Here is an 18,691-nt window from a genome sequence, read left to right on the forward strand (position 1 = left end):
TATAATTATCAATATCATAGAGCACTGCATCTGGAAGACTTGCCAAACTATCCCGCCATTGACGCGGCAGCTTCGGGTTGCCCGGCGGCGGGGCGGGTTTCGTCTTTCTGCGCAAGGACAAGACGGGCCCGCAACCCGGGCTGATTGTCTTCCAGCAACAAGGTGCCGCCGTGCAACTGAGCGATCGCCGAGACGAGTGCGAGGCCCAGCCCCGATCCCGGCGTGGAGCGTGCCGATTCCGCGCGATAAAAACGCTCCGTGGCACGGGATAGATCAGCCTCGGGAATGCCAGGCCCGTGATCGGCGACAATGATTTCAACACGTCCACCGCCGGCGTGAGCGGAAATCGTTACCTTGTCTGCCTGGCTGGAAAACTTGATCGCGTTGTCGAGCAAATTGGCGACTGCTTGCTGCAGCATGTCACGATCGCCGAAAAGCGGGATTGATTTCGGCCAGTTTCGAAGAATCGAGATGCCGCGTTCATCCGCCAGAGCGTCAAAGAATTCGGCGAGATCCTCAAGAACAGGAGCAAGATCGATGTCCCTGAACGCGGATCGTCTGGCGCCCGCCTCGATTTCGGCAATGCGCAACAATGCCTGAAAGACGTTGACGATCCCGTCGAGATCGAGCGTTGCCCGCTCGACCGCGTTTCTCAGTTCCTCACTGGTCCGGGCATGCGATGCTGCGTCCTCAAGGCGCGTGCGCGCCCGGGTAATCGGCGTACGAAGGTCGTGCGCAATTGCATTGGAAACCTCGCGCACGCCGTCCATCAGCTTCGCGATCCGGTCGAGCATGTCGTTGATCGTTTCCGCGAGTTCGTCGAACTCGTCGCCGTTTCCCGAGCGGCGCACCCGCCGGGTAAGATCCCCACGTGCAATCGCACGGGTGATGCCGGATATGTCCGCAAGCGAGCGCTTGAACAGGCCGCGAATAACGATGGCGCCGAGAACCCCCAGAAACGCCATGGCCGCCAGCGCCCAGAGAAGACCGTCCCGCAAAATCCGGCGCAACTGCGCCCGCGTGCTGACATCCCGGCCGACAAGCAGCTGAAAGCCGCCTGGAAGTTCGTAATATCGAATCAATGCCGTCGATTTTCGTCCGCCCCGTTCAAGCGGCACCTGATACCAGACATGCGCGGTAGTGATGCCCTGCGGCCACCGGCTCATGTTGCCGGCAATCCGATTGCCAAGGGGATCCACCAGCAGATAGATGGCGTGATCGTTTATGTCCTCGCTGATCCGGCTATCCAATGTAATGACCAGAGCCGTCAGGCCACCGGCCTCGAAATGTGTGGCAAGGCTGCGGGCATCCACACGAATAGCCTCATGCGTCTGCCGCCCCAGCAAACCGATCGTCGAATAATAGAGTGAGCCCGCCAGCACGATGGCTGATATGCCGAAGACGAGAGCATAAAATACAGCAAAACGGACTCCCGCCGACCGCAGGAGTCGGTTCTGCACGACCCGCGGGCGAGGCGGATCCTGCCCCTCTGCCGTATCGGATAGAGACCTTCCCACAGACGGGCCTCAGGGTTCCTCGACGCGAAGCATGTAGCCGGCGTTACGCACCGTGTGGAGCAACGGCAGATCGAACGGTTTGTCGATCTTCTGGCGCAGCCGGGAAATATGCACGTCGATCACGTTGGTCTGCGGATCGAAGTGATAATCCCAAACGCCCTCGAGAAGCATGGTTCGCGTGACGACCTGGCCGGCATGGCGCATCAGGTATTCGAGCAGGCGGAACTCACGCGGCTGAAGATCTATCTTCTGGCCAGCTCGTTTCACGCCACGGGACAGCAGATCCATTTCGAGATCTCCCACCGTCAGACGGGTCGACGGTCCCTCGCCTTTGCCGCGCCGCGCCATTGCCTCGACACGCGCCAGCAATTCCGCAAACGCGAATGGCTTGGTGAGATAATCGTCGCCCCCCGCCTTGAGACCCTTCACGCGGTCGTCCACCTCACCCAGCGCCGACAGAAACAGGACGGGCGTTGCATTGTCCTGCGCGCGAAGCGTTTCGAGCAGACGTAGTCCGTCGATCCCTCCAGGGAGCATTCGGTCCAGAATAATGGCATCAAAATTCTCGGACGCAGCCATGAACAAGCCGTCACGGCCATTATCAGCATGCTCAACAGTATGCCCGGCCTCTCGGAGACCTTTTACCACAAAACCGCCAACGTCCTTATCATCTTCAACAACCAATATTCTCATCTATGATCCCCGAGTTTAGTAGGCCTGAAACCGCCCGTTACAAATTGTATCCACATCTTGCGATCCTTCTGCTCCCGAAAAGCGACACCTGTGGATTTGGGCGTTGCGACGCCAAGATACCGTTACATGCATTTGACACGTAAAATGGTCATCCCCTTGATGGCAAGGATATTGGAGCGATTGTGGCGCCCTGCAAACAGCGAAGATCGACCTACCAGAACAGGCAAATTTTCCTGTATTTGTCCCGCCAATTTTATCTCGGAGTGAATAAAAACAAATTATGATTCATGACCCTACCAAAGAAACACCACCAAAATCATATCAAAAAAACAAATAATTAATATATTATTTTTCAATATTTAAATTATAATAATAATTATTATTAAATGATTTAAAATTCATTCGATCGTTTAGATAAAAATCTAGCGGACTCAAGAAATAAGTAGTGAGCGCTTGAGGCGCCCTGTCACTATGACAGCAATCTTGGAAACCAACCGACATGGCAATTCCTGTTTTCGTCCAGCATGGTCTTATCGCCATACGATTAGAAAGCATAATCGCCTAGATCCGCTTTCTGAAGCGTTTCACCAACGTTACGGCTTATGCATATTTATAGGCAACGCCTCGGGTGAGGCCGCAACCGACCATGTTGATTCGATACATATTATATTTTACAAAAATTTTATATTTATCAATATGTTAAATAAAATATGGGTAACATTTTTACAAATGTGCATATCGAGCGTATTTCTGATCGGAAGCTACCGATAGCAAAACAAACAACCATTGGTTGTTTTTTCATCGAAATACGTGCCCTTGCGTCACGTCAAAAGGCTCCCTTTCGCTTTTGCCGAAAACTTGTCACACTTGATTCAAGATGATTTTATATGGATCGTGTGCGGCGTTGAATGATGACGGCGTATTGTTGCTGGGCCCCTCGGGGTCTGGCAAATCCGACTTGCTGCTGAGACTTCTTAATCGGGGATTTCTGCTCGTTGCCGACGATCAGGTTCACATAGACGGTGAATTTGCATCGGCGCCACCCACCCTTGCGGGTATGATAGAATTATGGGGCGTAGGGATCTTCAAGGTGCCCGCAATCAGAACGGCCCGCCTACGTTTGGCTGTGCGGCTCGGGACCGGACAAGAGCGGTTGCCATATCCCAAAAACAACACCGAGCTTAACATTCCAGAAATTTTCATCGATCCGCATCTGGATTCGGCGCCTATCAAGGTTCAATGGGCGCTCGACGCTCTCGTTGGGCGTCGTGAACAGATTTGTGGATGCTTTGTATCATGAGAGATCAACCCAACCGGTTGATCATTGTAACCGGACTGTCCGGCGCAGGCCGTAATTCAGGGTTACGAGCGCTGGAAGATATCGGCTATGAGGCGGTAGACAATCCGCCTCTGGCAATGGTGGAAACCCTCGCGCGCGGAGACAGGCCTCTCGCTGTTGGGATCGACAGCCGCACGAGAGATTTTTCCGTCGAGGATGTTCTATCCACGATCAATCGCCTGCGCTCGAACGACTCTATCCACCCGGAATTGCTGTTCCTCACCGCCAGCCCTGAAGCCTTACAACGCCGGTTCAGTGAAACCAGAAGACGCCATCCTCTGGCGCTGACCGGCAGGGTGACGGAAGGAATCGACGCAGAACAGGCTCTGACACTGCCTCTTCGGAACCAAGCTGACTGGGTCATAGATACATCACAATTATCATTGACCGGTCTGCGTCAGATCATCGAGCAGAGGTTTGGCCTTGGCGGGCCGGGGATGACCATCACCCTGGTGTCATTTGGCTTTCCCTCCGGGCTGCCTCAGGAAGCCGACCTTGTGATTGACGTACGATTCCTCAGGAATCCGCATTACATACCCGACCTGCGGGAAAAGACCGGGCTTGACCCCGCCGTGAGAACCTATATCTCCGAAGATCCTGATTTCCCCGAGTTCTACGAGCGGGTCGGCGGCCTGATTGAATTCCTGTTGCCGCGTTTTGTTCGCGAGGGCAAGAAATACGTTATGATTGCAATTGGTTGTACGGGCGGAAAGCATCGCTCCGTTTCGTTTGTCGAGATGCTTGGAACAAGGCTGAGCGACCGGGGATGGGGCGTGCTCATCGAGCATCGAAATCTGGATATCAGAGCCGTTCATGCCCGCCGCCAGAACGCCAGTGGCAATGTTGCCATCCCGCCGATTCCCGGAGTTGAACAATGATCGGCATGGTTTTGGTGAGTCACGGCAATCTTGGAGTCGCGTTGCGGGACGCCCTGGAACATGTCGTTGGCCCTCAGCGCAATATCGCGACAGTTTCGGTTGAGGCCGATGCTGATATAGAGACGCAACGGAAGGAAATTGCAGAACGGGTTTCTGAGGTCGATGCCGGCGACGGTGTCGTCGTGCTGACGGATATGTTTGGCGGCACGCCATGCAACCTTGCCATGAGTATGCTTGAGCGTGATGACGTCGAAGTCATCGCTGGCGTAAATCTTCCGATGCTCGTAAAGCTTGCAAAAATACGCGGCTCATACAATCTGTCTGACGCAGTTCACTGTGCTGAAGAAGCCGGCCGGAAATATATTGCCTGCGGATCAGACATTCTCCACCCATCTACTCCGAAACGCGCCTGCGGATGAATACAGATCAACTGCCTATCCGGCTGACTCAAACTGTCACCATACCCAATACCCGCGGGCTTCATGCCCGAGCGGCTGCGAAACTCGTGACTCTCGCAGAAAAATTCAGTGCCGCACTGGAAGTGTCGCGGGATGGACAAACCGTATCCGCGCAGTCGATCATGGGATTGATGATGCTGGGCGCCGGGCTTGGTTCAACCGTCGAGATTGCGGCGGAAGGGTGGGACGCGAAAGAAGCCCTCGCTGCGGTTGTTGAGTTGATCGAAGCGGGCTTTTACGAGAACGGCTGAGGAGAAATAGAGGACTGCACGATCCTCCGGGACCGGATACAGTGCACCTTATCATTGAAAAATCTGAGCATTTTTATCCGATCCGGTAAATTCATCTGATCGGATGATACTCTGATATTTCGTACCAATAGAAACAGGCTTTGGAGTTTGCCCAAAGCCTGTTTACGTGTTGCTGAATATGTAATTCAGTTTTTGCGATTACCCATGAACTGCAAGAGAAACAGGAACAGGTTGATAAAATTCAAATATAGCTGAAGTGCATCATATACACTGCGTTTCGCCGCTACGCCTTCACCGAAGCGATAACCGTACTGGATGTAATCTGCCTTGATTCTCTGCGTATCGTACGCGGCAAGGCCAGTGAATATAAGAACGCCGATCGCACTGATCGCGAACTGCACAACTGGCGAATGCAGGAAAATATTGACGATCATGGCGACCAGCAATCCAATGACCCCCATTACCAGAAAACTACCAAATTTGGTCAGATCATTACGTGTCGTGTAGCCGTAAAGGCTCATGCTGCCAAAGGTCACCGCTGTAACGAAGAACGTCGTCAGGATTGACTGGCCGGTATAGACAAGAAAGATGTTGGTCAAACTCGCACCCATCACGGCGCAGAATGCCCAAAACAATCCCTGGGCCTGCACGGTGCTGAGCTTGTTCACGCCAAACGACATTATGAGCATGAACCCAAGCGGCGCGAAAATGCTGATATAGGCCAGAACGCCAGGCTGTCGCACCATTGCACCGCCAGGTGCCGCGACAAGGGGGTAAAAGGCGTTGACAAGGCCGGTATTTGCGATTGCGTAGGAGACGATCGCCGTGAGCAGAAGGCCAGACGCCATCCAATTATAGACCCGCAGCATATACGCCCGCAGACCTTCGTCCAGAACGCCTGTACCTGCCGCAACCGATGCGCTGCGATAGGAACGCATGTCAGGACCCATAGCCATGATTGCTTGCTACTCCTCGTCAGGCGGCGGAATGCCGTCTTTAATCTTATTTTGGCCATTCGCGCCCGCCGATCAAGCATAATCGGCGGGCGGAGGATGAGATCGGTGTAACGATTTGGCGTTCGTCGGTCCGTCAGCTCAGCGTCGCAGGCCGAGACGGCCAATCAGAGCTTCGTAACGCTTGACATCCTGGCGTTTGACGTAATCCAGAAGGCGACGGCGACGACCGACAAGCATCAGAAGACCGCGGCGCGAGTGGAAATCCTTCGCATGCGTCTTCAGGTGCTCGGTAAGATTGACGATCCGCTCGGTCAAAAGCGCAACCTGCACTTCCGGGCTGCCAGTGTCGCTGGGCTTTTTTGCGTATTCGCCAATCAGTTCCTGCCGGCGATCCGGTGTAATCGACATCGGGTATACTCCTGTTTCTAAAGTTAAAGCACACGTTCGGGCTTGAGCAGGCCATCACTCAGCCTGCCCAGAGCCACAAAACGGCCGCCCGTCATCAGCCGTGCCAACCCACCATTGGGATCACATGACGAATGAATCCGCCCCATGAACTGGACAAGGCTCAAAGCCTGGCCATTTCCAAGGGCAGCAGCCTCCGCTTCACTCAGGGCCAGAGCCGGGATGTCGTCCAGCGCGGTCCCGACAGGAAGCAGGAAACTCGAATCAGCACCGGGGCTATCGCCGGAATCGGTAATCTTGTCCAGCGTAATCGCACCCGCCTCATCGAACGGGCCAACGGAAAGGCGGCGCAGCGCGGCGATGTGTCCAACGGTGTTCGCCGCCAGCGCCACGTCGCGCGCGAGCGATCGCATGTAGACGCCTTTTCCCGATTCGACCTCGAAGATGGCATGATCGGCATCGGGGCGCTCGATCAGTTCAAACCGCGACACCTGCGCCGGACGAGGCGGCAGTTCCGGCGCCAACCCGGCACGCGCCAGATCATACGCTCGTTCACCACCAATCTTGATGGCGGAGAAAGCGGGCGGCACCTGCATGATATTGCCCCGGAATTTCTCCAGCACTCCTTCGATTGCAGCGGTTTCAGGACGAAAGGTCGATGTGGCGACAACCGACCCATCCGCATCGTCGGTATCACGGGCTTCACCGAAACGAAGGGTAAAACGATAGCGCTTGGTGCCATCCATGACGTAGGGCACCATCTTCGTGGCGCGCCCAAGGGCTATCGGCAGAATCCCTGTTGCCAGCGGATCGAGTGTGCCGCCATGACCGACTTTCGCGGCCTGCAATGCTCTTTTGATACGAGCCACAGCGTGAGCACTGGTAATCCCTTGTGGCTTGTCCAGTACGATCCAGCCGTCGATGATGCGTCCGCGTTTTTGCCGCGGCTGATGAGGCGCCATATTATCCTGCAATGTCTCTGGGGTGCTGCGCCTGATAGCGAAGCCGGCATGCCATGGCAAACGAAACAGGCTTTGAACGTAGGAAATCAGGCCTGATTGAGGTCGATCAGAGCCTGCCGGATCTTCCGCCCCCGCAAGACCTTGTCCTCGATGTACGCGGCATCGCCCCAACGAACGGCCCGCGCCATGGCCTGCGCGTCTTCCGTGAAGCGCGCGAGCATTTCCAGCAAAGCCTCCCGATTGTTCAGGAAGACGTCTCGCCACATGGTCGGGTCTGACGCTGCGATACGCGTGAAATCCCGGAAACCGGAAGCCGCGAACTGCAGAACTTCCTTTCTGGTCTCGTCCGCCAGATCATCGGCCGTCCCGCAAATCGTGAAGGCGATCAGGTGGGGCAGATGGCTTACGATGGCCACGACACGATCGTGATGAGCGGCATCCATCACGCTGACCATTGCGCCGGCACGCTCCCAAAACAACCTGATGCGGCTGACCGCGTCCTGGTCGGTTCCGGTCGCAGGGGTGAGCAGGCACCATCGACCCTTGAACAGATCGGCGAACCCGGCATCGGGGCCGGAAAATTCTGTGCCTGCCATGGGGTGGGCCGGCACGAAATGAACACCGTCCGGAAGATGCGGTCCGATATCACGGATGACCGACTGCTTGGTCGATCCGACATCGCTGACAATCGCTCCTGGAGCAAGATGAGGACCCACGATCTCCGCCAAGGCGGCATAGGCACCGACTGGTGCGCAAAATATCACGCAGTCGGCCCCCTGCACGGCGCGCGCCGGGTCGATCTCGCATTCATCGGCGATGCCGAGTTCAGCAACCCGATCGAGAGTTGCCTGCGTGCGCGCATGGGCAACGACGGTCCGGGCGATACCCCCACGCTCGCGGGCGACCCGCGCAATCGATGATCCGATCAGCCCGAATCCCAGCAATACGAGGCGGTTGAACAGCGGCTCAGGCATGCCGTTGGCCGAATTCGTCGAGCGCGTCGGCGACGGCGGCGCATTCATCATCGGTCCCGATCGTGATTCTGAGGCATTGGGGCAATCCATAAGCCGCCACTTGCCGGACAATGATGCCTCGGCTGCGCAGGTGCATGTCTGCGGCGACCGCACGATCGGACGTTTCAAGATCGGCAAGCACGAAATTCGCGCTGCTGGGCCACACGCGGAACCCCGCCCGCTCGATACGCGCCGACAGTTCAGCCCGCGCGCGCGTGTTGTGGGACCGGCTGCGTTCAACCCACCCTTGCTCGGCCAGCGCGGCAACTCCCGCAGCCGAAGCAGGACCGCTGACGTTGAAGGGCATCCTTGTCCGGTTGAGTACGTCGACGATGGCAGGCGATGCATACGCCCATCCGAGTCTCAGGCCACCCAGACCAAACATCTTGGAAAATGTCCGGGTCATCACCGTGTTTTCGCTCGCGTCGACAAGGCCGTTACCAGGATCATAGTCGCTGTCTTCGACATATTCCGCATAGGCCGCATCCAGCACCAGCAGGACATGCGATGGCAACGCACGACGCAGGCGCGCAATGTCGGCGGATGGCACGAGCGTGCCAGTGGGGTTATTCGGGTTGGCCAGAAACACAAGCCGGGTGGCCGGTGTCACTTCGGCAAGCAGGGCATCGACATCGGCCGTAAGGTCGCGCTCCGGCGCCTTGCGTACCTCCATCCCCGCGAGCCGCGCCGCGATCTCGTAAATCAGAAATCCATGGCGGCTCATGATCAGTTCAGTGCCGGGCCCGCCATAGGACTGGATGAGCAGGGAAATCAGATCGTCAGACCCGTTGCCGCATACAATTCTCGATGGATCGAGATCAAAAAACCGGCCAATCGCATGCCGTAATTCGACGGCGCCTCCATCAGGGTATCTGTGGAGTTTCGGCGCGACGCTCTGAAAAGCGGACATCGCCCCGGGAGGAGGTCCAAAGGCCCCTTCATTGGACGAAAGCTTGATGACCCGGCTGACCCCACGCAAGTGAGATTCACCGCCCACATAGGGCGGCACCGAAAATACGGCGGGCCGAGCGGCGGGCGATCCGGTCATCGCATCATGCCCGGCGCGCCGGCAGGCTTCGCATAGGAACCAAGCGCAACCGGCGGTGCAGGAAACGCCGAAATGGCCGCGAGCCGCGGATCATCCCGCGAGATATAACCATCTACATCCGCCAGCGCGTAGGCCGCCTCCCGCCTGGCGATCCGGCGGATCAGCAACGAACCGACATCGAGACCTGCATCACGCAGGATCCCGAGAATGCGTGCCGTGCTGGTATCGGGAACAATCTCGATCCCGATCAAGCTTCTATCGTCGCCGCTCGCATCCGGGACGAACGACGACACGACATAAGCTTCCGACTGGGGCACTCCCTCACCGCGCCGCGCCCAGAATGGCAGCTTCGCGACGATCGACAGGCGCGGCAATCCGCCATGCATCAGGCCCACCCACCATGCCGCCTGATCATCATCCTCATCGGATGGTATGGGCAGCACGGCCGCATGGGCGATTTCACCGGTGATATCTGTGAGTGCCTGAGAGGGCGTGCGATGCCGGCGCATGGAGGTCAGCGGCCCGAAATGTTCGCGAGCCAGGGCCACCAATTCGGCCTGCCCACCGTCGGCAACGGCAACAACAAGCCCACCCTCGATCATCAAGGCACCGGAAAAGAGCTCTCGCCAGATCCTGACGATCGTGTGGGGTGGCAGCCCCCCCTGATGCCGCGCGAGCAGCCGGCGCAGGATCGCGGCCTCGCGACCGGGACGGATCATCACGCCGCGCTTGCCGCCTTGCGAGCGCACGCGTTCGATGATCTCGGCGCGCTGCATCAGCATATCGTGGATACGGTCGTCCAGAGAATCGATTTCGGCGCGGAGCCGGGAAAGCGTCTCCGGGGCGGTATCCTGAGGAGGTGATGCAGGCGGAATTTCAGACATGGCGTTCCAATAAGCTCAATTCGGTTCTATCTGATACAGGAGGCTCGCCACACGGCAAGCCCCATCCTTGCCGCATGCTTGGGTTGAGCGCATATCCTGCGAGCCATGGACCACTCACCCTTTCCCGATATTCCCCATCAGAAGGTATCGTTTCCCGATGGCCTAGCTCTGGATTGCGGCGTGACGCTCCAGCGGCTGGAAGTCGCATACAGAACATATGGCACACTCAGTGCACAAAAAGACAACGCGGTTCTGATCTGCCATGCCCTGACCGGTGACCAGTATGTGGCTGAACAGCACCCGCTCACCGGCAAACCAGGCTGGTGGAATGCCCTGGTGGGGCCGGGCAAGCCGATCGACACACAGCGTTTTTTCGTGGTCTGTGCGAATGTTCTGGGTGGATGCATGGGCTCGACAGGCCCCCGCAGCCCCAAGAGCCATGCAAGTGACGACGCCTGGTCGGTCGACTTTCCCGCGATCACCGTTCAGGACATGGTGAGAGCCCAGAAAAAGCTGATCGACTGGCTGGGAATCGAACGACTTTTCGCCGTTGTCGGCGGCTCGATGGGCGGCATGCAGGTCCTGGCCTGGGCGTCGTTGTATCCCGACCAGGTCTTCGCTGCCGTTCCGATCGCGACTGCGCCGTACCACTCCGCGCAGAACATCGCCTTCCATGAGGTTGGCCGGCAGGCGATCTATACCGATCCAGACTTTCATGATGGCCACTACCGCGCGCACGGCGTGATCCCGGCGCGCGGGCTCGCTGTCGCCCGCATGACGGCGCACATCACCTATCTCTCCGAAGCAGCGCTGACTCGAAAGTTCGGCCGGCGCCTGCAGCGCCAGACCCCCCTCGCCTCGCCGCTATTCGGAGAGCGTTTCGCTGTCGAGAGCTACCTGGAGCATCAGGGATCCAGTTTTGTGCGCCGGTTCGATGCGAATTCCTACATCGTGATCACCCGGGCCATGGACTATTTCGATCTCGCTGCTGACCATGGCGGGTCGCTGGCCGCGGCGTTTCGCCATACGAAATCGCGTTTCCTGCTGGTCTCGTTCAGTTCCGACTGGTTGTTTCCGACCGCCGAAAGCCGGACGATGGCGCGTGCGCTCAACCAGGTTGCCGCAAATGTCAGCTTTGTCGAAATCCTGAGCGACAAGGGGCACGATGCCTTCCTGCTCGATGAGCCTGATTTCCATCGCACTGTGGCTGGCTTCATCGCCGGCGCAGCCGAGGCCGCGGGGGTGCAATGAACCAGGCAACACCGGTGCGGTTCGTCGCGAAGAATCTGCGTGTCGATCTTGAGCTGATCGCCGGGATGATCCCCCCGGGCTCGCGCGTGCTGGATATCGGCTGCGGCGACGGCGCATTGATCGACCTTCTCGCCCGGACCCGGCGGTGCGATGCCCGCGGCATCGAGATCGATATGGCCGAGGTCACCCGCGCCGTTGCCCATGGCCTGCCCGTGATGCAGGGGGATGCGGATACCGACCTGATCCATTACCCCGACGACGCGTTCGATTATGTCGTGCTGTCGCGCACGCTCCAGGCCGTCGAACAGCCACGCGAAGTGCTGCGCCAGATGCTGCGCGTCGGCAGCAGAGCCATCGTCAGCTTTCCGAATTTTGGCCACTGGAGCCTGCGCTGGCAGCTATTCTCGACAGGCCGCATGCCGATGACCACGACGTGGAACCGGATGTGGTACGAAACCCCAAACATCCACCCTTGCACAATCCGGGATTTCTTCGATCTCTGCGCGAAGGACCACTATCAGGTCGAGCAATGGCTTGCGGCCGACGAGGCGGGTCGACGCGCTCCCTGGCGGCGCTTTCCACTCCTGGCCAATCTTTTCGGAGAACAGGGGTTGTTCGTGCTGAAGCGCGAACCCACCGTGGAAATCTGAAACCGGTATCGCGCCCCCGCTCATGGATGCAGTGATCGTCAAGACCCTGACCAAGTGCTTCGGCACTGTTCGCGCCGTCGACAGCGTCAGCTTCAGCCTCCCGGCCGGGACGACTTGCGGCCTGCTGGGAGGCAACGGCGCCGGCAAGACAACCACGATTTCGATGCTGCTTGGTATTCTGGCGCCGGACGCAGGCTCGATCGAAATACTCGGACACGACATGGCGCGGGACAGGTTCGCGGCACTCGCCCGGATGAACTATTCCTCACCCTATGTCGCGCTGCCCATGCGGCTGACCGTCGGAGAAAATCTCCGCGTCTACGGCCATCTCTATAATGTGCCGCGGCTTGAGAACAGAATTCGCGAACTGGCGCGGGATTTCGACCTCGAGGCGCTCCTCCCGCGCAAGGCGGGAGCGCTTTCTGCGGGACAAAAAACCCGGGTCGCGCTGGCCAAGGCCCTGATCAACCGCCCGTCACTGCTGCTGCTCGACGAGCCGACAGCCAGTCTCGATCCGGATACAGCGGATTACGTTCGCGGCGTTCTCGAGCGATATCGCGACGAAACCGGCGCGGCCATTCTGCTTGCATCGCACAACATGGCCGAAGTCGAGCGACTCTGCTCGCAGGTGCTGATGATGAAGGGAGGACGAATCGTCGACCGTGGTCCGCCGACAGATCTGATCGCGCGCTATGGCCGCGACGATCTGGAACAGGTGTTTCTGGCCATCGCGCGCAATCCGGAGCCGCTTGCATCGTGATGGCTCCGCTTCGCCGCATATGGGGGCTGATCTATCGGCATTTCTGCCTCTATCGGCGGTCCTGGCCGCGGGTTCTCGAACTTGCCTACTGGCCGACCCTGGAATTGCTGATCTGGGGATTTACGGCTGCATTCGTCATGAAGGGTCATGCCGACGTGACGATTCGCACCGCCAGTGCGCTGATCGGCGGCGTCCTGCTCTGGGAAGTCGCCTTGCGCGCCCAGATGGGGGTGACGATTTCGTTTCTGGAGGAAATCTGGTCGCGCAATCTCGGCCATGTCTTCGTCAGCCCGCTACGGCCGCACGAAATGATCATGGCACTTCTCGGCGTGTCGGTCCTGCGCACGGTCGCGGGGCTGACGCCCGCCGCCGGTATCGCCTTTTTTCTTTACGAATTCAATATCTTCGCGTTCGGACCTGTCCTCATCCTGTTTATCATCAATCTCTTCCTGATGGGGTGGTGGCTGGCGCTCGGCGTGATTTCCCTCCTGTTCCGCTACGGGGCATCGGCCGAGGCGCTCGCCTGGACCCTGGCATTCGGACTCACCCCGGTCGCCTGCGTGTTTTACCCGGTCTCGGTTCTGCCGCCGTGGCTCCGGCCGGTTGCTGAAGCCCTTCCGGCTGCGCATATCTTCGCCGGCATGCGCACCGCGCTTTATCGGCACGAAACGGATATCGGCCAGCTTGCGATTGCCGCCGGCCTCAACCTGTTCTGGATGTGCTGCGCCGGGTTGATATTCGCGCTGCAGTTCAGGGCGGCCCGCCGTAGCGGCGCTCTGGTCACGATCGGCGAATGATTCTTCGTCCCCCCTCACGCAACCCACGGAAACCGACATGACCCCGACGACGTTCTGGCTGATCCGGCATGCGACCGTCACGCCCGCGGCGCTCGCATTGCTCTATGGCCAGATGGATGTCCCGATCTGCGAGTTGCGCCGCGTGCGGGATGCGCCGCGCTACGCGGCACTCGCCCAGGTCCTGCCCCGCCCGGCGCAATGGGTCGTCACGCCGCTGTCGCGCACGAGCCTGACTGCGGAAGCAATCATGAGCGCGGGGTATGGGCCAGTGACCCCTCGCGTGGAAGCCTCCCTCATCGAGCAGGATTTCGGAACATGGCAAGGCATGCGGATGGACAAATTCGCTGAACGAGGCACGCAGCACCCGTTCTGGCCCGTGGGGGGCGACGAACAGCCGCCCGAGGGGGAGAGTTTCGCCCAGCTACGCCAAAGGGTGGGCGCCGGTCTCGAGCGGTTGCGCGCCGATCATGAAGGACAGCATGTCGTCGCGGTGTCTCATGGTGGCGCCATCCGCGCGGCAATCGCCCATGCACTGGACCTTACGGCGCACCAGGCCCTGAGCCTCGCCATCGAGAATTTGTCGGTCACGCGGCTCGAGCGCCACGGAAGCGCGTGGAGGGTCGTAACGGTCAATGAACAAATTTCCATTTGAACGCCAGCCCGATCCGGGCCACATCCGGACAACAGATGTCCAGAGCGGAGACGAGCAATGACGGAACGCAAGACGACGGCATGGCGCCAGGTGCGAAAGGCGCTCTATGCCGGGGTTACGGCACTGTCGATCACGGTTCCCCTTGCGTCCTGCGCTTCGGGTGCCGGCTCGCCGAACGCCGCTCAGGAACTCGTCGACCGGTCAACCCTCACGGTCGAGACCATGCTCGGATCGGGGACCGCTTCGGCCGGGCAGGCCACCCAGATGCTCCGAAATGCCAAGGCGGTGGTGGTCTGTCCGCGTATCTTCAAGGCAGGCTTCTTCATTGGCGGGGAAGGCGGAAGCTGCGTGCTGGTTTCACGCGCGGCCGGTGGTTCATGGTCTGATCCGGCTTTCTACACGATGGGGAGCGGCAGCTTCGGTCTTCAGATCGGCGCGCAGGATGCCGAGGTCATCATGATGCTGATGAACGACACCGCGCTGAACGCGTTCCTTAGCAGCCAGTTCAAGGTTGGTGCCGATGCCGGCGTTTCGGTGGCCACGATCGGCGCAGGGATCGGTGGCTCGACCGGAACGGCACTTGGCGCCGATATCGTCACATTTGCCAAGGCGCGCGGGCTTTACGGTGGCATTTCTCTGTCAGGCTCTGTTTTCTCGAATGATGAGGCACTCGACCAGCAATATTACGGACAGGCCATCGCCCCGCGCCAGATCGTGGTCAACATGGCGGTCAACAATGCCGGCGCCAATCCGCTGCGGGCAATGCTCTCCAGATACGGTGGCTAAAGCCCTTATCCAAAAGGATTATTCCTGCGCGGGGATGACATCACAACGGATGATCTTGGGGACGCATGGCGGATCTTGGCACGCAACCCCGCGAATTTTTAGGGCTGGCCACCGCCGCATGCCGTTTGATTGTCGCACCAGGCACCAATGTTGGCGTTCCGATCCTTTTCTGGCTTCCGCGTCCGGGCTAGACTGCACCCATGTCGCAATCCGGTGTTGAACCGTTCTGGCGTCGGAAACGCCTTGGAGAGATGACCCAATCGGAATGGGAATCCCTCTGCGATGGTTGCGGCCGGTGTTGCCTGCACAAGTTGAGAGACGAGGAAACGAATGAACTCGCCTTCACGGATGTTTCTTGTCATCAGCTTGACCTGAGGACGGGACGGTGTCTCGACTATAAAAATCGCCTGCGAAAGGTTCCCGACTGCACAGCGTTGACGCCCGAGCTCGTTGAGACGATCGACTGGCTGCCGCCCTCTTGCGCTTACCGCCTCGTTGCCGAGGGGCGCGATCTCCCGGATTGGCATCCACTGCGCACGGGCGATCCGGAAAGCACATGTCGGGCCGGCGCATCGGTGGCCGGACGGGTGCGAACAGAAAGATCCGTTGAAAATCTGGAGGATCATATCGTTGAGTGGCCGGTTCTCTGGCCGCGAGCCGGTCATCACGACAAATAGGATTTCCTGATGCCCCTCGTGCCGTTCAGCATCACTCCGGTAGAAGAGGCTGAGCCCGTCGTCGTCGCCGGCATGCAGACCACGATCATCTGGCGGAAAAACGAACGGGCGAGGCGGGTTGCATTGCGTATCGATCCGCAAGCAGGCCGGATCGTCATCACGTTGCCGCCGCGCGGATCGCGGCAGGCCGGGCTGGCTCTGCTGCGGGGACACGAATCATGGGTTGCAGAACGACTGGCCTCCCTGCCGCCCGCACTCGTGATCGCGGACGGAAATGAAATCCCGGTTTTCGGTCAACCGCACAGGATCGTGCACGATGTACGAGCCCGCGGCGGGGCCGTGATCGAGACCCCGGTGATACGGGTTTCCGGCCACCCGGATTTCCTCGCCCGACGCGTGCGCGACATGTTGCGCGATCTGGCCTTTCGCGAATTCTCGGCAATGGCGCGGAGAATGGCGGCACAGTTCCATGCCCGCCCCGGTGAGGTCCGGATCAAGGATACCAGGACCCGGTGGGGTAGTTGCACCGCCGATGGAACGATGATGTTCTCCTGGCGTCTGATCATGGCTCCACGCTTCGTTCAGCACTATGTTGTCGCACACGAAACAGCTCATTTGCGTCATATGAACCATGGACCGGATTTCTGGACGCTGGTCGAGACCCTGACACCACACCGCGCAGAGGCGGCAGGCTGGCTGCGTCGCGAAGGCCCCGGACTCCTGCGGATTTCCTGACCGCCACACATCTCAAACCCTATGAACAAGGCCAATCCATGAAAGCAGTCGCCTTTACGCATTCTCTGCCGATCACCGCGGATGACGCGCTGATCGATATCGAGGCGCCCGATCCCGTGCTGCGCGCCCATGATGTCCTGGTCGAGATCCGCGCCGTATCGGTGAATCCGGTCGATACGAAAATCAGACGCCGCAACGAACCACTCGGCGAGCCGCGCATCCTCGGCTTTGACGCCGCCGGCATCGTGCGGGCCGTAGGCCCCGGCGTGACCCGGTTCGGCATTGGTGACGAGGTGTTTTATGCTGGTTCCGTCGATCGTCAGGGGTCGAACGCGCAGTTCCAGGCGGTTGATGAGCGCCTTGTTGCCCGCAAACCCCGGTCTCTGAGCTTTGCCGAGGCGGCAGCTCTGCCACTGACCACTCTGACCGCGTGGGAAATGCTTTTCGACCGTTTCTCCATCCCGAGAGATCGGGTCCATCACGATACATTGCTGATCGTTGGCGGCGCCGGCGGCGTCGGCTCGATGGCGATCCAGCTGGCGCGCCAGCTTACCGGTCTCGTCGTGGTCGCAACGGCATCGCGACCGGAAACGATCAACTGGTGCGCCTCGCTCGGCGCTCATCACGTCATCGACCACCATCATCCCCTGGCTGCCCAGCTCGAGATGGTCGAAGTCAGTGCGCCGAGTTACATTTTCTGCACAAATCATGTCGAAAAGCACTGGCGCGAACTGTGCCATGTGCTGGCTCCCGAAGGGCGGATCGGCCTCATCGAGTCGACGGGGCCGCTCGACATGCACGAGATATTCAACAAATCGGCCTCGGTGCATACCGAATACATGTTTGCCCGCTCGCTTCACCAGACAGCGCAGATGATCGAGCAGCATCATATCCTCCAGTCGGTAAGCCGCCTGATCGATCAGGAGGTTCTTCGTACCACGATGACCGAGAATTACGGGCCGATCACGGCAGCCAACCTGCGACGCGCGCATGCGGCCATGGAAAGCGGAACCACGCGCGGCAAGATCGTTCTCGAGGGATTTTGAGTGGAGGTCATTCTCGCCAGCACATCGGCCACGCGGCAATCGATGCTGCGATCCGCCGGCGTGATGGCAACTGCGGTTGCGTCTGATATCGACGAGGCGCCGATCAAGCAGTCCTTCCGGGACGCCGGCCAGTCGGCCGCCGCGGCGGCCATGGCGCTGGCGCGGGAAAAGGCGCTGGCCGTATCGGCCCGACACCCCGATCAGCTGGTGATCGGGGCCGATCAGATATTGGATTGCGAGGGTCGCTGGTTTGACAAACCAGCCGACGCATCAGCTGCAGCCGAACACTTGCGGAAGCTTTCAGGCCGCGTGCACCAGTTGGAAACCGCCATCGTCTGCGCGGCGGGGGGCGCATGTATCTGGGCGCATTCGGAGGCTCCCAGACTGAAAATGCGCCCCTTATCCGACGCATTCATCGCCGCTCATATCCGGTCGGAAGGCGATCGGATATTATACTCGGTTGGTGCTTACAGGCTGGAGGGGCCGGGCATTCAACTGTTCGAGCGGATCGATGGCGATTTCTTCGCCATACTCGGCCTCCCGCTCCTCCACCTGCTCAGTTTCTTGCGTCAGTTCGGAGTGCTGCCTTCCTGATCGGGCGTGGGCGCCTGTTCGGCGTCCACATTTTCAGCCGGCGCTGGAACGGAGAGCTGGGCTTCTTGCGAACGATGAACAATGTCTTCGAGGCGGGAGATCCGAGCTGCGAGGGTATCCGCATCGGCTCTCGCCCGAGCAGCAAGCTCCATCACCGCATCGAATTCGTCACGCCTGACCAGATCGAGACGCCGGATTGCCTCATCCACCCGGGTGCGGACCATTGCGGAAATTTCGTCGCGCAAGCCGCTGGCAGCAGACAGGGCGCCGCCAGCGAGGCCCGCCAGATCATCAAAAAATCGCGGTCTCTCGGTCATGCCTTTTCTCCTGCAAGTGGTG

23 protein-coding genes are annotated in these 18,691 nt (G+C 59.3%); 14 read left to right on the forward strand and 9 right to left on the reverse strand.

The genetic code is table 11. The features are described from left to right. Positions 1–47: 47 nt before the first annotated feature. The gene (locus ACIDOCELLA78_RS000000108175; RefSeq protein WP_249676219.1) at positions 48–1,382 is read right to left on the reverse strand and encodes a HAMP domain-containing sensor histidine kinase; all 1,335 of its coding nucleotides are present in this window, start codon (positions 1,380–1,382) and stop codon (positions 48–50) included. Positions 1,383–1,526: 144 nt separating this feature from the next. After that, positions 1,527–2,210, reverse strand: coding sequence for a response regulator transcription factor (locus tag ACIDOCELLA78_RS000000108180; RefSeq protein WP_201729153.1), 684 nt, complete (start codon positions 2,208–2,210; stop codon positions 1,527–1,529). Positions 2,211–3,087: 877 nt separating this feature from the next. Between ACIDOCELLA78_RS000000108180 and ACIDOCELLA78_RS000000108185 the strand changes: the two genes are divergently transcribed. The 4 genes from ACIDOCELLA78_RS000000108185 to ACIDOCELLA78_RS000000108200 are packed head-to-tail and all read left to right on the forward strand — an operon-like array spanning position 3,088 to position 5,136. Then, positions 3,088–3,510, forward strand: coding sequence for an HPr kinase/phosphorylase (locus tag ACIDOCELLA78_RS000000108185; protein ID WP_201729154.1), 423 nt, complete (start codon positions 3,088–3,090; stop codon positions 3,508–3,510). Further along, a complete protein-coding gene (gene rapZ, locus ACIDOCELLA78_RS000000108190; RefSeq protein WP_201729155.1) occupies positions 3,507–4,427 on the forward strand; it encodes an RNase adapter RapZ in 921 nt (306 codons plus the stop codon). Before ACIDOCELLA78_RS000000108185 ends, rapZ begins: the two co-directional genes overlap by 4 nt. Then, complete coding sequence (locus tag ACIDOCELLA78_RS000000108195) at positions 4,424–4,846, forward strand: PTS sugar transporter subunit IIA (RefSeq protein ID WP_201729156.1); 423 nt, start codon at positions 4,424–4,426, stop codon at positions 4,844–4,846. Before rapZ ends, ACIDOCELLA78_RS000000108195 begins: the two co-directional genes overlap by 4 nt. Continuing rightward, complete coding sequence (locus ACIDOCELLA78_RS000000108200) at positions 4,843–5,136, forward strand: HPr family phosphocarrier protein (protein WP_201729157.1); 294 nt, start codon at positions 4,843–4,845, stop codon at positions 5,134–5,136. Before ACIDOCELLA78_RS000000108195 ends, ACIDOCELLA78_RS000000108200 begins: the two co-directional genes overlap by 4 nt. Before the next feature lie 185 nt (positions 5,137–5,321). Here the strand turns inward: ACIDOCELLA78_RS000000108200 and ACIDOCELLA78_RS000000108205 are convergent, their stop codons facing one another. The 6 genes from ACIDOCELLA78_RS000000108205 to ACIDOCELLA78_RS000000108230 form a co-directional block, all read right to left on the reverse strand. Next, positions 5,322–6,092, reverse strand: coding sequence for a Bax inhibitor-1/YccA family protein (locus ACIDOCELLA78_RS000000108205; protein ID WP_201729158.1), 771 nt, complete (start codon positions 6,090–6,092; stop codon positions 5,322–5,324). 138 nt (positions 6,093–6,230) lie between these two features. Further along, complete coding sequence (gene rpsO / locus ACIDOCELLA78_RS000000108210) at positions 6,231–6,500, reverse strand: 30S ribosomal protein S15 (protein ID WP_201729159.1); 270 nt, start codon at positions 6,498–6,500, stop codon at positions 6,231–6,233. A gap of 23 nt (positions 6,501–6,523) precedes the next feature. Next, on the reverse strand, positions 6,524–7,459 hold the full coding sequence (gene truB / locus ACIDOCELLA78_RS000000108215) for a tRNA pseudouridine(55) synthase TruB (protein WP_201729160.1): 936 nt from the start codon (positions 7,457–7,459) through the stop codon (positions 6,524–6,526). A gap of 86 nt (positions 7,460–7,545) precedes the next feature. Then, entirely contained in the window at positions 7,546–8,433 is an 888-nt protein-coding gene (locus ACIDOCELLA78_RS000000108220; RefSeq protein WP_201729193.1) for a prephenate/arogenate dehydrogenase family protein, read from the reverse strand. After that, positions 8,426–9,520: a histidinol-phosphate transaminase gene (gene hisC / locus ACIDOCELLA78_RS000000108225; RefSeq protein WP_201729161.1), complete on the reverse strand. Its 1,095-nt coding sequence runs from the start codon at positions 9,518–9,520 to the stop codon at positions 8,426–8,428. Before hisC ends, ACIDOCELLA78_RS000000108220 begins: the two co-directional genes overlap by 8 nt. Next, complete coding sequence (locus tag ACIDOCELLA78_RS000000108230) at positions 9,517–10,404, reverse strand: chorismate mutase (RefSeq protein WP_201729162.1); 888 nt, start codon at positions 10,402–10,404, stop codon at positions 9,517–9,519. Before ACIDOCELLA78_RS000000108230 ends, hisC begins: the two co-directional genes overlap by 4 nt. Before the next feature lie 105 nt (positions 10,405–10,509). Between ACIDOCELLA78_RS000000108230 and ACIDOCELLA78_RS000000108235 the strand changes: the two genes are divergently transcribed. The 10 genes from ACIDOCELLA78_RS000000108235 (at position 10,510) to ACIDOCELLA78_RS000000108280 (ending at position 18,352) form a co-directional block, all read left to right on the forward strand. Beyond that, entirely contained in the window at positions 10,510–11,655 is a 1,146-nt protein-coding gene (locus tag ACIDOCELLA78_RS000000108235) for a homoserine O-acetyltransferase (RefSeq protein WP_201729163.1), read from the forward strand. After that, positions 11,652–12,305: a methionine biosynthesis protein MetW gene (gene metW / locus ACIDOCELLA78_RS000000108240; protein WP_201729164.1), complete on the forward strand. Its 654-nt coding sequence runs from the start codon at positions 11,652–11,654 to the stop codon at positions 12,303–12,305. The genes ACIDOCELLA78_RS000000108235 and metW overlap by 4 nt, the downstream gene beginning before the upstream one ends. Before the next feature lie 22 nt (positions 12,306–12,327). Beyond that, entirely contained in the window at positions 12,328–13,065 is a 738-nt protein-coding gene (locus tag ACIDOCELLA78_RS000000108245; protein WP_201729165.1) for an ABC transporter ATP-binding protein, read from the forward strand. Then, positions 13,065–13,862: an ABC transporter permease gene (locus tag ACIDOCELLA78_RS000000108250; RefSeq protein ID WP_249676231.1), complete on the forward strand. Its 798-nt coding sequence runs from the start codon at positions 13,065–13,067 to the stop codon at positions 13,860–13,862. Before ACIDOCELLA78_RS000000108245 ends, ACIDOCELLA78_RS000000108250 begins: the two co-directional genes overlap by 1 nt. A gap of 37 nt (positions 13,863–13,899) precedes the next feature. Then, positions 13,900–14,514, forward strand: coding sequence for a histidine phosphatase family protein (locus ACIDOCELLA78_RS000000108255; protein WP_201729167.1), 615 nt, complete (start codon positions 13,900–13,902; stop codon positions 14,512–14,514). A 57-nt stretch (positions 14,515–14,571) separates the two neighbouring features. Further along, positions 14,572–15,300, forward strand: coding sequence for a lipid-binding SYLF domain-containing protein (locus ACIDOCELLA78_RS000000108260; protein WP_201729168.1), 729 nt, complete (start codon positions 14,572–14,574; stop codon positions 15,298–15,300). Positions 15,301–15,500: 200 nt separating this feature from the next. After that, positions 15,501–15,977: a YcgN family cysteine cluster protein gene (locus ACIDOCELLA78_RS000000108265; RefSeq protein WP_201729169.1), complete on the forward strand. Its 477-nt coding sequence runs from the start codon at positions 15,501–15,503 to the stop codon at positions 15,975–15,977. 9 nt (positions 15,978–15,986) lie between these two features. Further along, the gene (locus ACIDOCELLA78_RS000000108270) at positions 15,987–16,712 is read left to right on the forward strand and encodes a M48 family metallopeptidase (protein WP_201729170.1); all 726 of its coding nucleotides are present in this window, start codon (positions 15,987–15,989) and stop codon (positions 16,710–16,712) included. A gap of 38 nt (positions 16,713–16,750) precedes the next feature. Beyond that, complete coding sequence (locus ACIDOCELLA78_RS000000108275; RefSeq protein ID WP_201729171.1) at positions 16,751–17,758, forward strand: zinc-binding alcohol dehydrogenase family protein; 1,008 nt, start codon at positions 16,751–16,753, stop codon at positions 17,756–17,758. Continuing rightward, positions 17,759–18,352 (forward strand): Maf family nucleotide pyrophosphatase, encoded by a 594-nt coding sequence (locus ACIDOCELLA78_RS000000108280; protein ID WP_201729172.1) that lies wholly within the window; start codon positions 17,759–17,761, stop codon positions 18,350–18,352. On the opposite strand, the gene ACIDOCELLA78_RS000000108285 is transcribed toward ACIDOCELLA78_RS000000108280, so the two are convergent. Continuing rightward, on the reverse strand, positions 18,328–18,669 hold the full coding sequence (locus tag ACIDOCELLA78_RS000000108285; protein ID WP_201729173.1) for an accessory factor UbiK family protein: 342 nt from the start codon (positions 18,667–18,669) through the stop codon (positions 18,328–18,330). The genes ACIDOCELLA78_RS000000108280 and ACIDOCELLA78_RS000000108285 overlap by 25 nt on opposite strands. Positions 18,670–18,691 lie beyond the last annotated feature (22 nt).

The organism is Acidocella sp. C78, from assembly GCF_907164655.1.

Excerpts from the sequence above, each read along its gene's own strand:
- ACIDOCELLA78_RS000000108180 (WP_201729153.1), bottom strand. The coding sequence starts at position 2,210 with ATGAGAATATTGGTTGTTGAAGATGATAAGGACGTTGGCGGTTTTGTG.
- ACIDOCELLA78_RS000000108185 (WP_201729154.1), top strand. The coding sequence starts at position 3,088 with ATGATTTTATATGGATCGTGTGCGGCGTTGAATGATGACGGCGTATTG.
- rapZ (WP_201729155.1), top strand. The coding sequence starts at position 3,507 with ATGAGAGATCAACCCAACCGGTTGATCATTGTAACCGGACTGTCCGGC.
- ACIDOCELLA78_RS000000108195 (WP_201729156.1), top strand. The coding sequence starts at position 4,424 with ATGATCGGCATGGTTTTGGTGAGTCACGGCAATCTTGGAGTCGCGTTG.
- ACIDOCELLA78_RS000000108200 (WP_201729157.1), top strand. The coding sequence starts at position 4,843 with ATGAATACAGATCAACTGCCTATCCGGCTGACTCAAACTGTCACCATA.
- ACIDOCELLA78_RS000000108205 (WP_201729158.1), bottom strand. The coding sequence starts at position 6,092 with ATGGCTATGGGTCCTGACATGCGTTCCTATCGCAGCGCATCGGTTGCG.
- rpsO (WP_201729159.1), bottom strand. The coding sequence starts at position 6,500 with ATGTCGATTACACCGGATCGCCGGCAGGAACTGATTGGCGAATACGCA.
- truB (WP_201729160.1), bottom strand. The coding sequence starts at position 7,459 with ATGGCGCCTCATCAGCCGCGGCAAAAACGCGGACGCATCATCGACGGC.
- ACIDOCELLA78_RS000000108220 (WP_201729193.1), bottom strand. The coding sequence starts at position 8,433 with ATGCCTGAGCCGCTGTTCAACCGCCTCGTATTGCTGGGATTCGGGCTG.
- hisC (WP_201729161.1), bottom strand. The coding sequence starts at position 9,520 with ATGACCGGATCGCCCGCCGCTCGGCCCGCCGTATTTTCGGTGCCGCCC.
- ACIDOCELLA78_RS000000108230 (WP_201729162.1), bottom strand. The coding sequence starts at position 10,404 with ATGTCTGAAATTCCGCCTGCATCACCTCCTCAGGATACCGCCCCGGAG.
- ACIDOCELLA78_RS000000108235 (WP_201729163.1), top strand. The coding sequence starts at position 10,510 with ATGGACCACTCACCCTTTCCCGATATTCCCCATCAGAAGGTATCGTTT.
- metW (WP_201729164.1), top strand. The coding sequence starts at position 11,652 with ATGAACCAGGCAACACCGGTGCGGTTCGTCGCGAAGAATCTGCGTGTC.
- ACIDOCELLA78_RS000000108245 (WP_201729165.1), top strand. The coding sequence starts at position 12,328 with ATGGATGCAGTGATCGTCAAGACCCTGACCAAGTGCTTCGGCACTGTT.
- ACIDOCELLA78_RS000000108250 (WP_249676231.1), top strand. The coding sequence starts at position 13,065 with ATGGCTCCGCTTCGCCGCATATGGGGGCTGATCTATCGGCATTTCTGC.
- ACIDOCELLA78_RS000000108255 (WP_201729167.1), top strand. The coding sequence starts at position 13,900 with ATGACCCCGACGACGTTCTGGCTGATCCGGCATGCGACCGTCACGCCC.
- ACIDOCELLA78_RS000000108260 (WP_201729168.1), top strand. The coding sequence starts at position 14,572 with ATGACGGAACGCAAGACGACGGCATGGCGCCAGGTGCGAAAGGCGCTC.
- ACIDOCELLA78_RS000000108265 (WP_201729169.1), top strand. The coding sequence starts at position 15,501 with ATGTCGCAATCCGGTGTTGAACCGTTCTGGCGTCGGAAACGCCTTGGA.
- ACIDOCELLA78_RS000000108270 (WP_201729170.1), top strand. The coding sequence starts at position 15,987 with ATGCCCCTCGTGCCGTTCAGCATCACTCCGGTAGAAGAGGCTGAGCCC.
- ACIDOCELLA78_RS000000108275 (WP_201729171.1), top strand. The coding sequence starts at position 16,751 with ATGAAAGCAGTCGCCTTTACGCATTCTCTGCCGATCACCGCGGATGAC.
- ACIDOCELLA78_RS000000108285 (WP_201729173.1), bottom strand. The coding sequence starts at position 18,669 with ATGACCGAGAGACCGCGATTTTTTGATGATCTGGCGGGCCTCGCTGGC.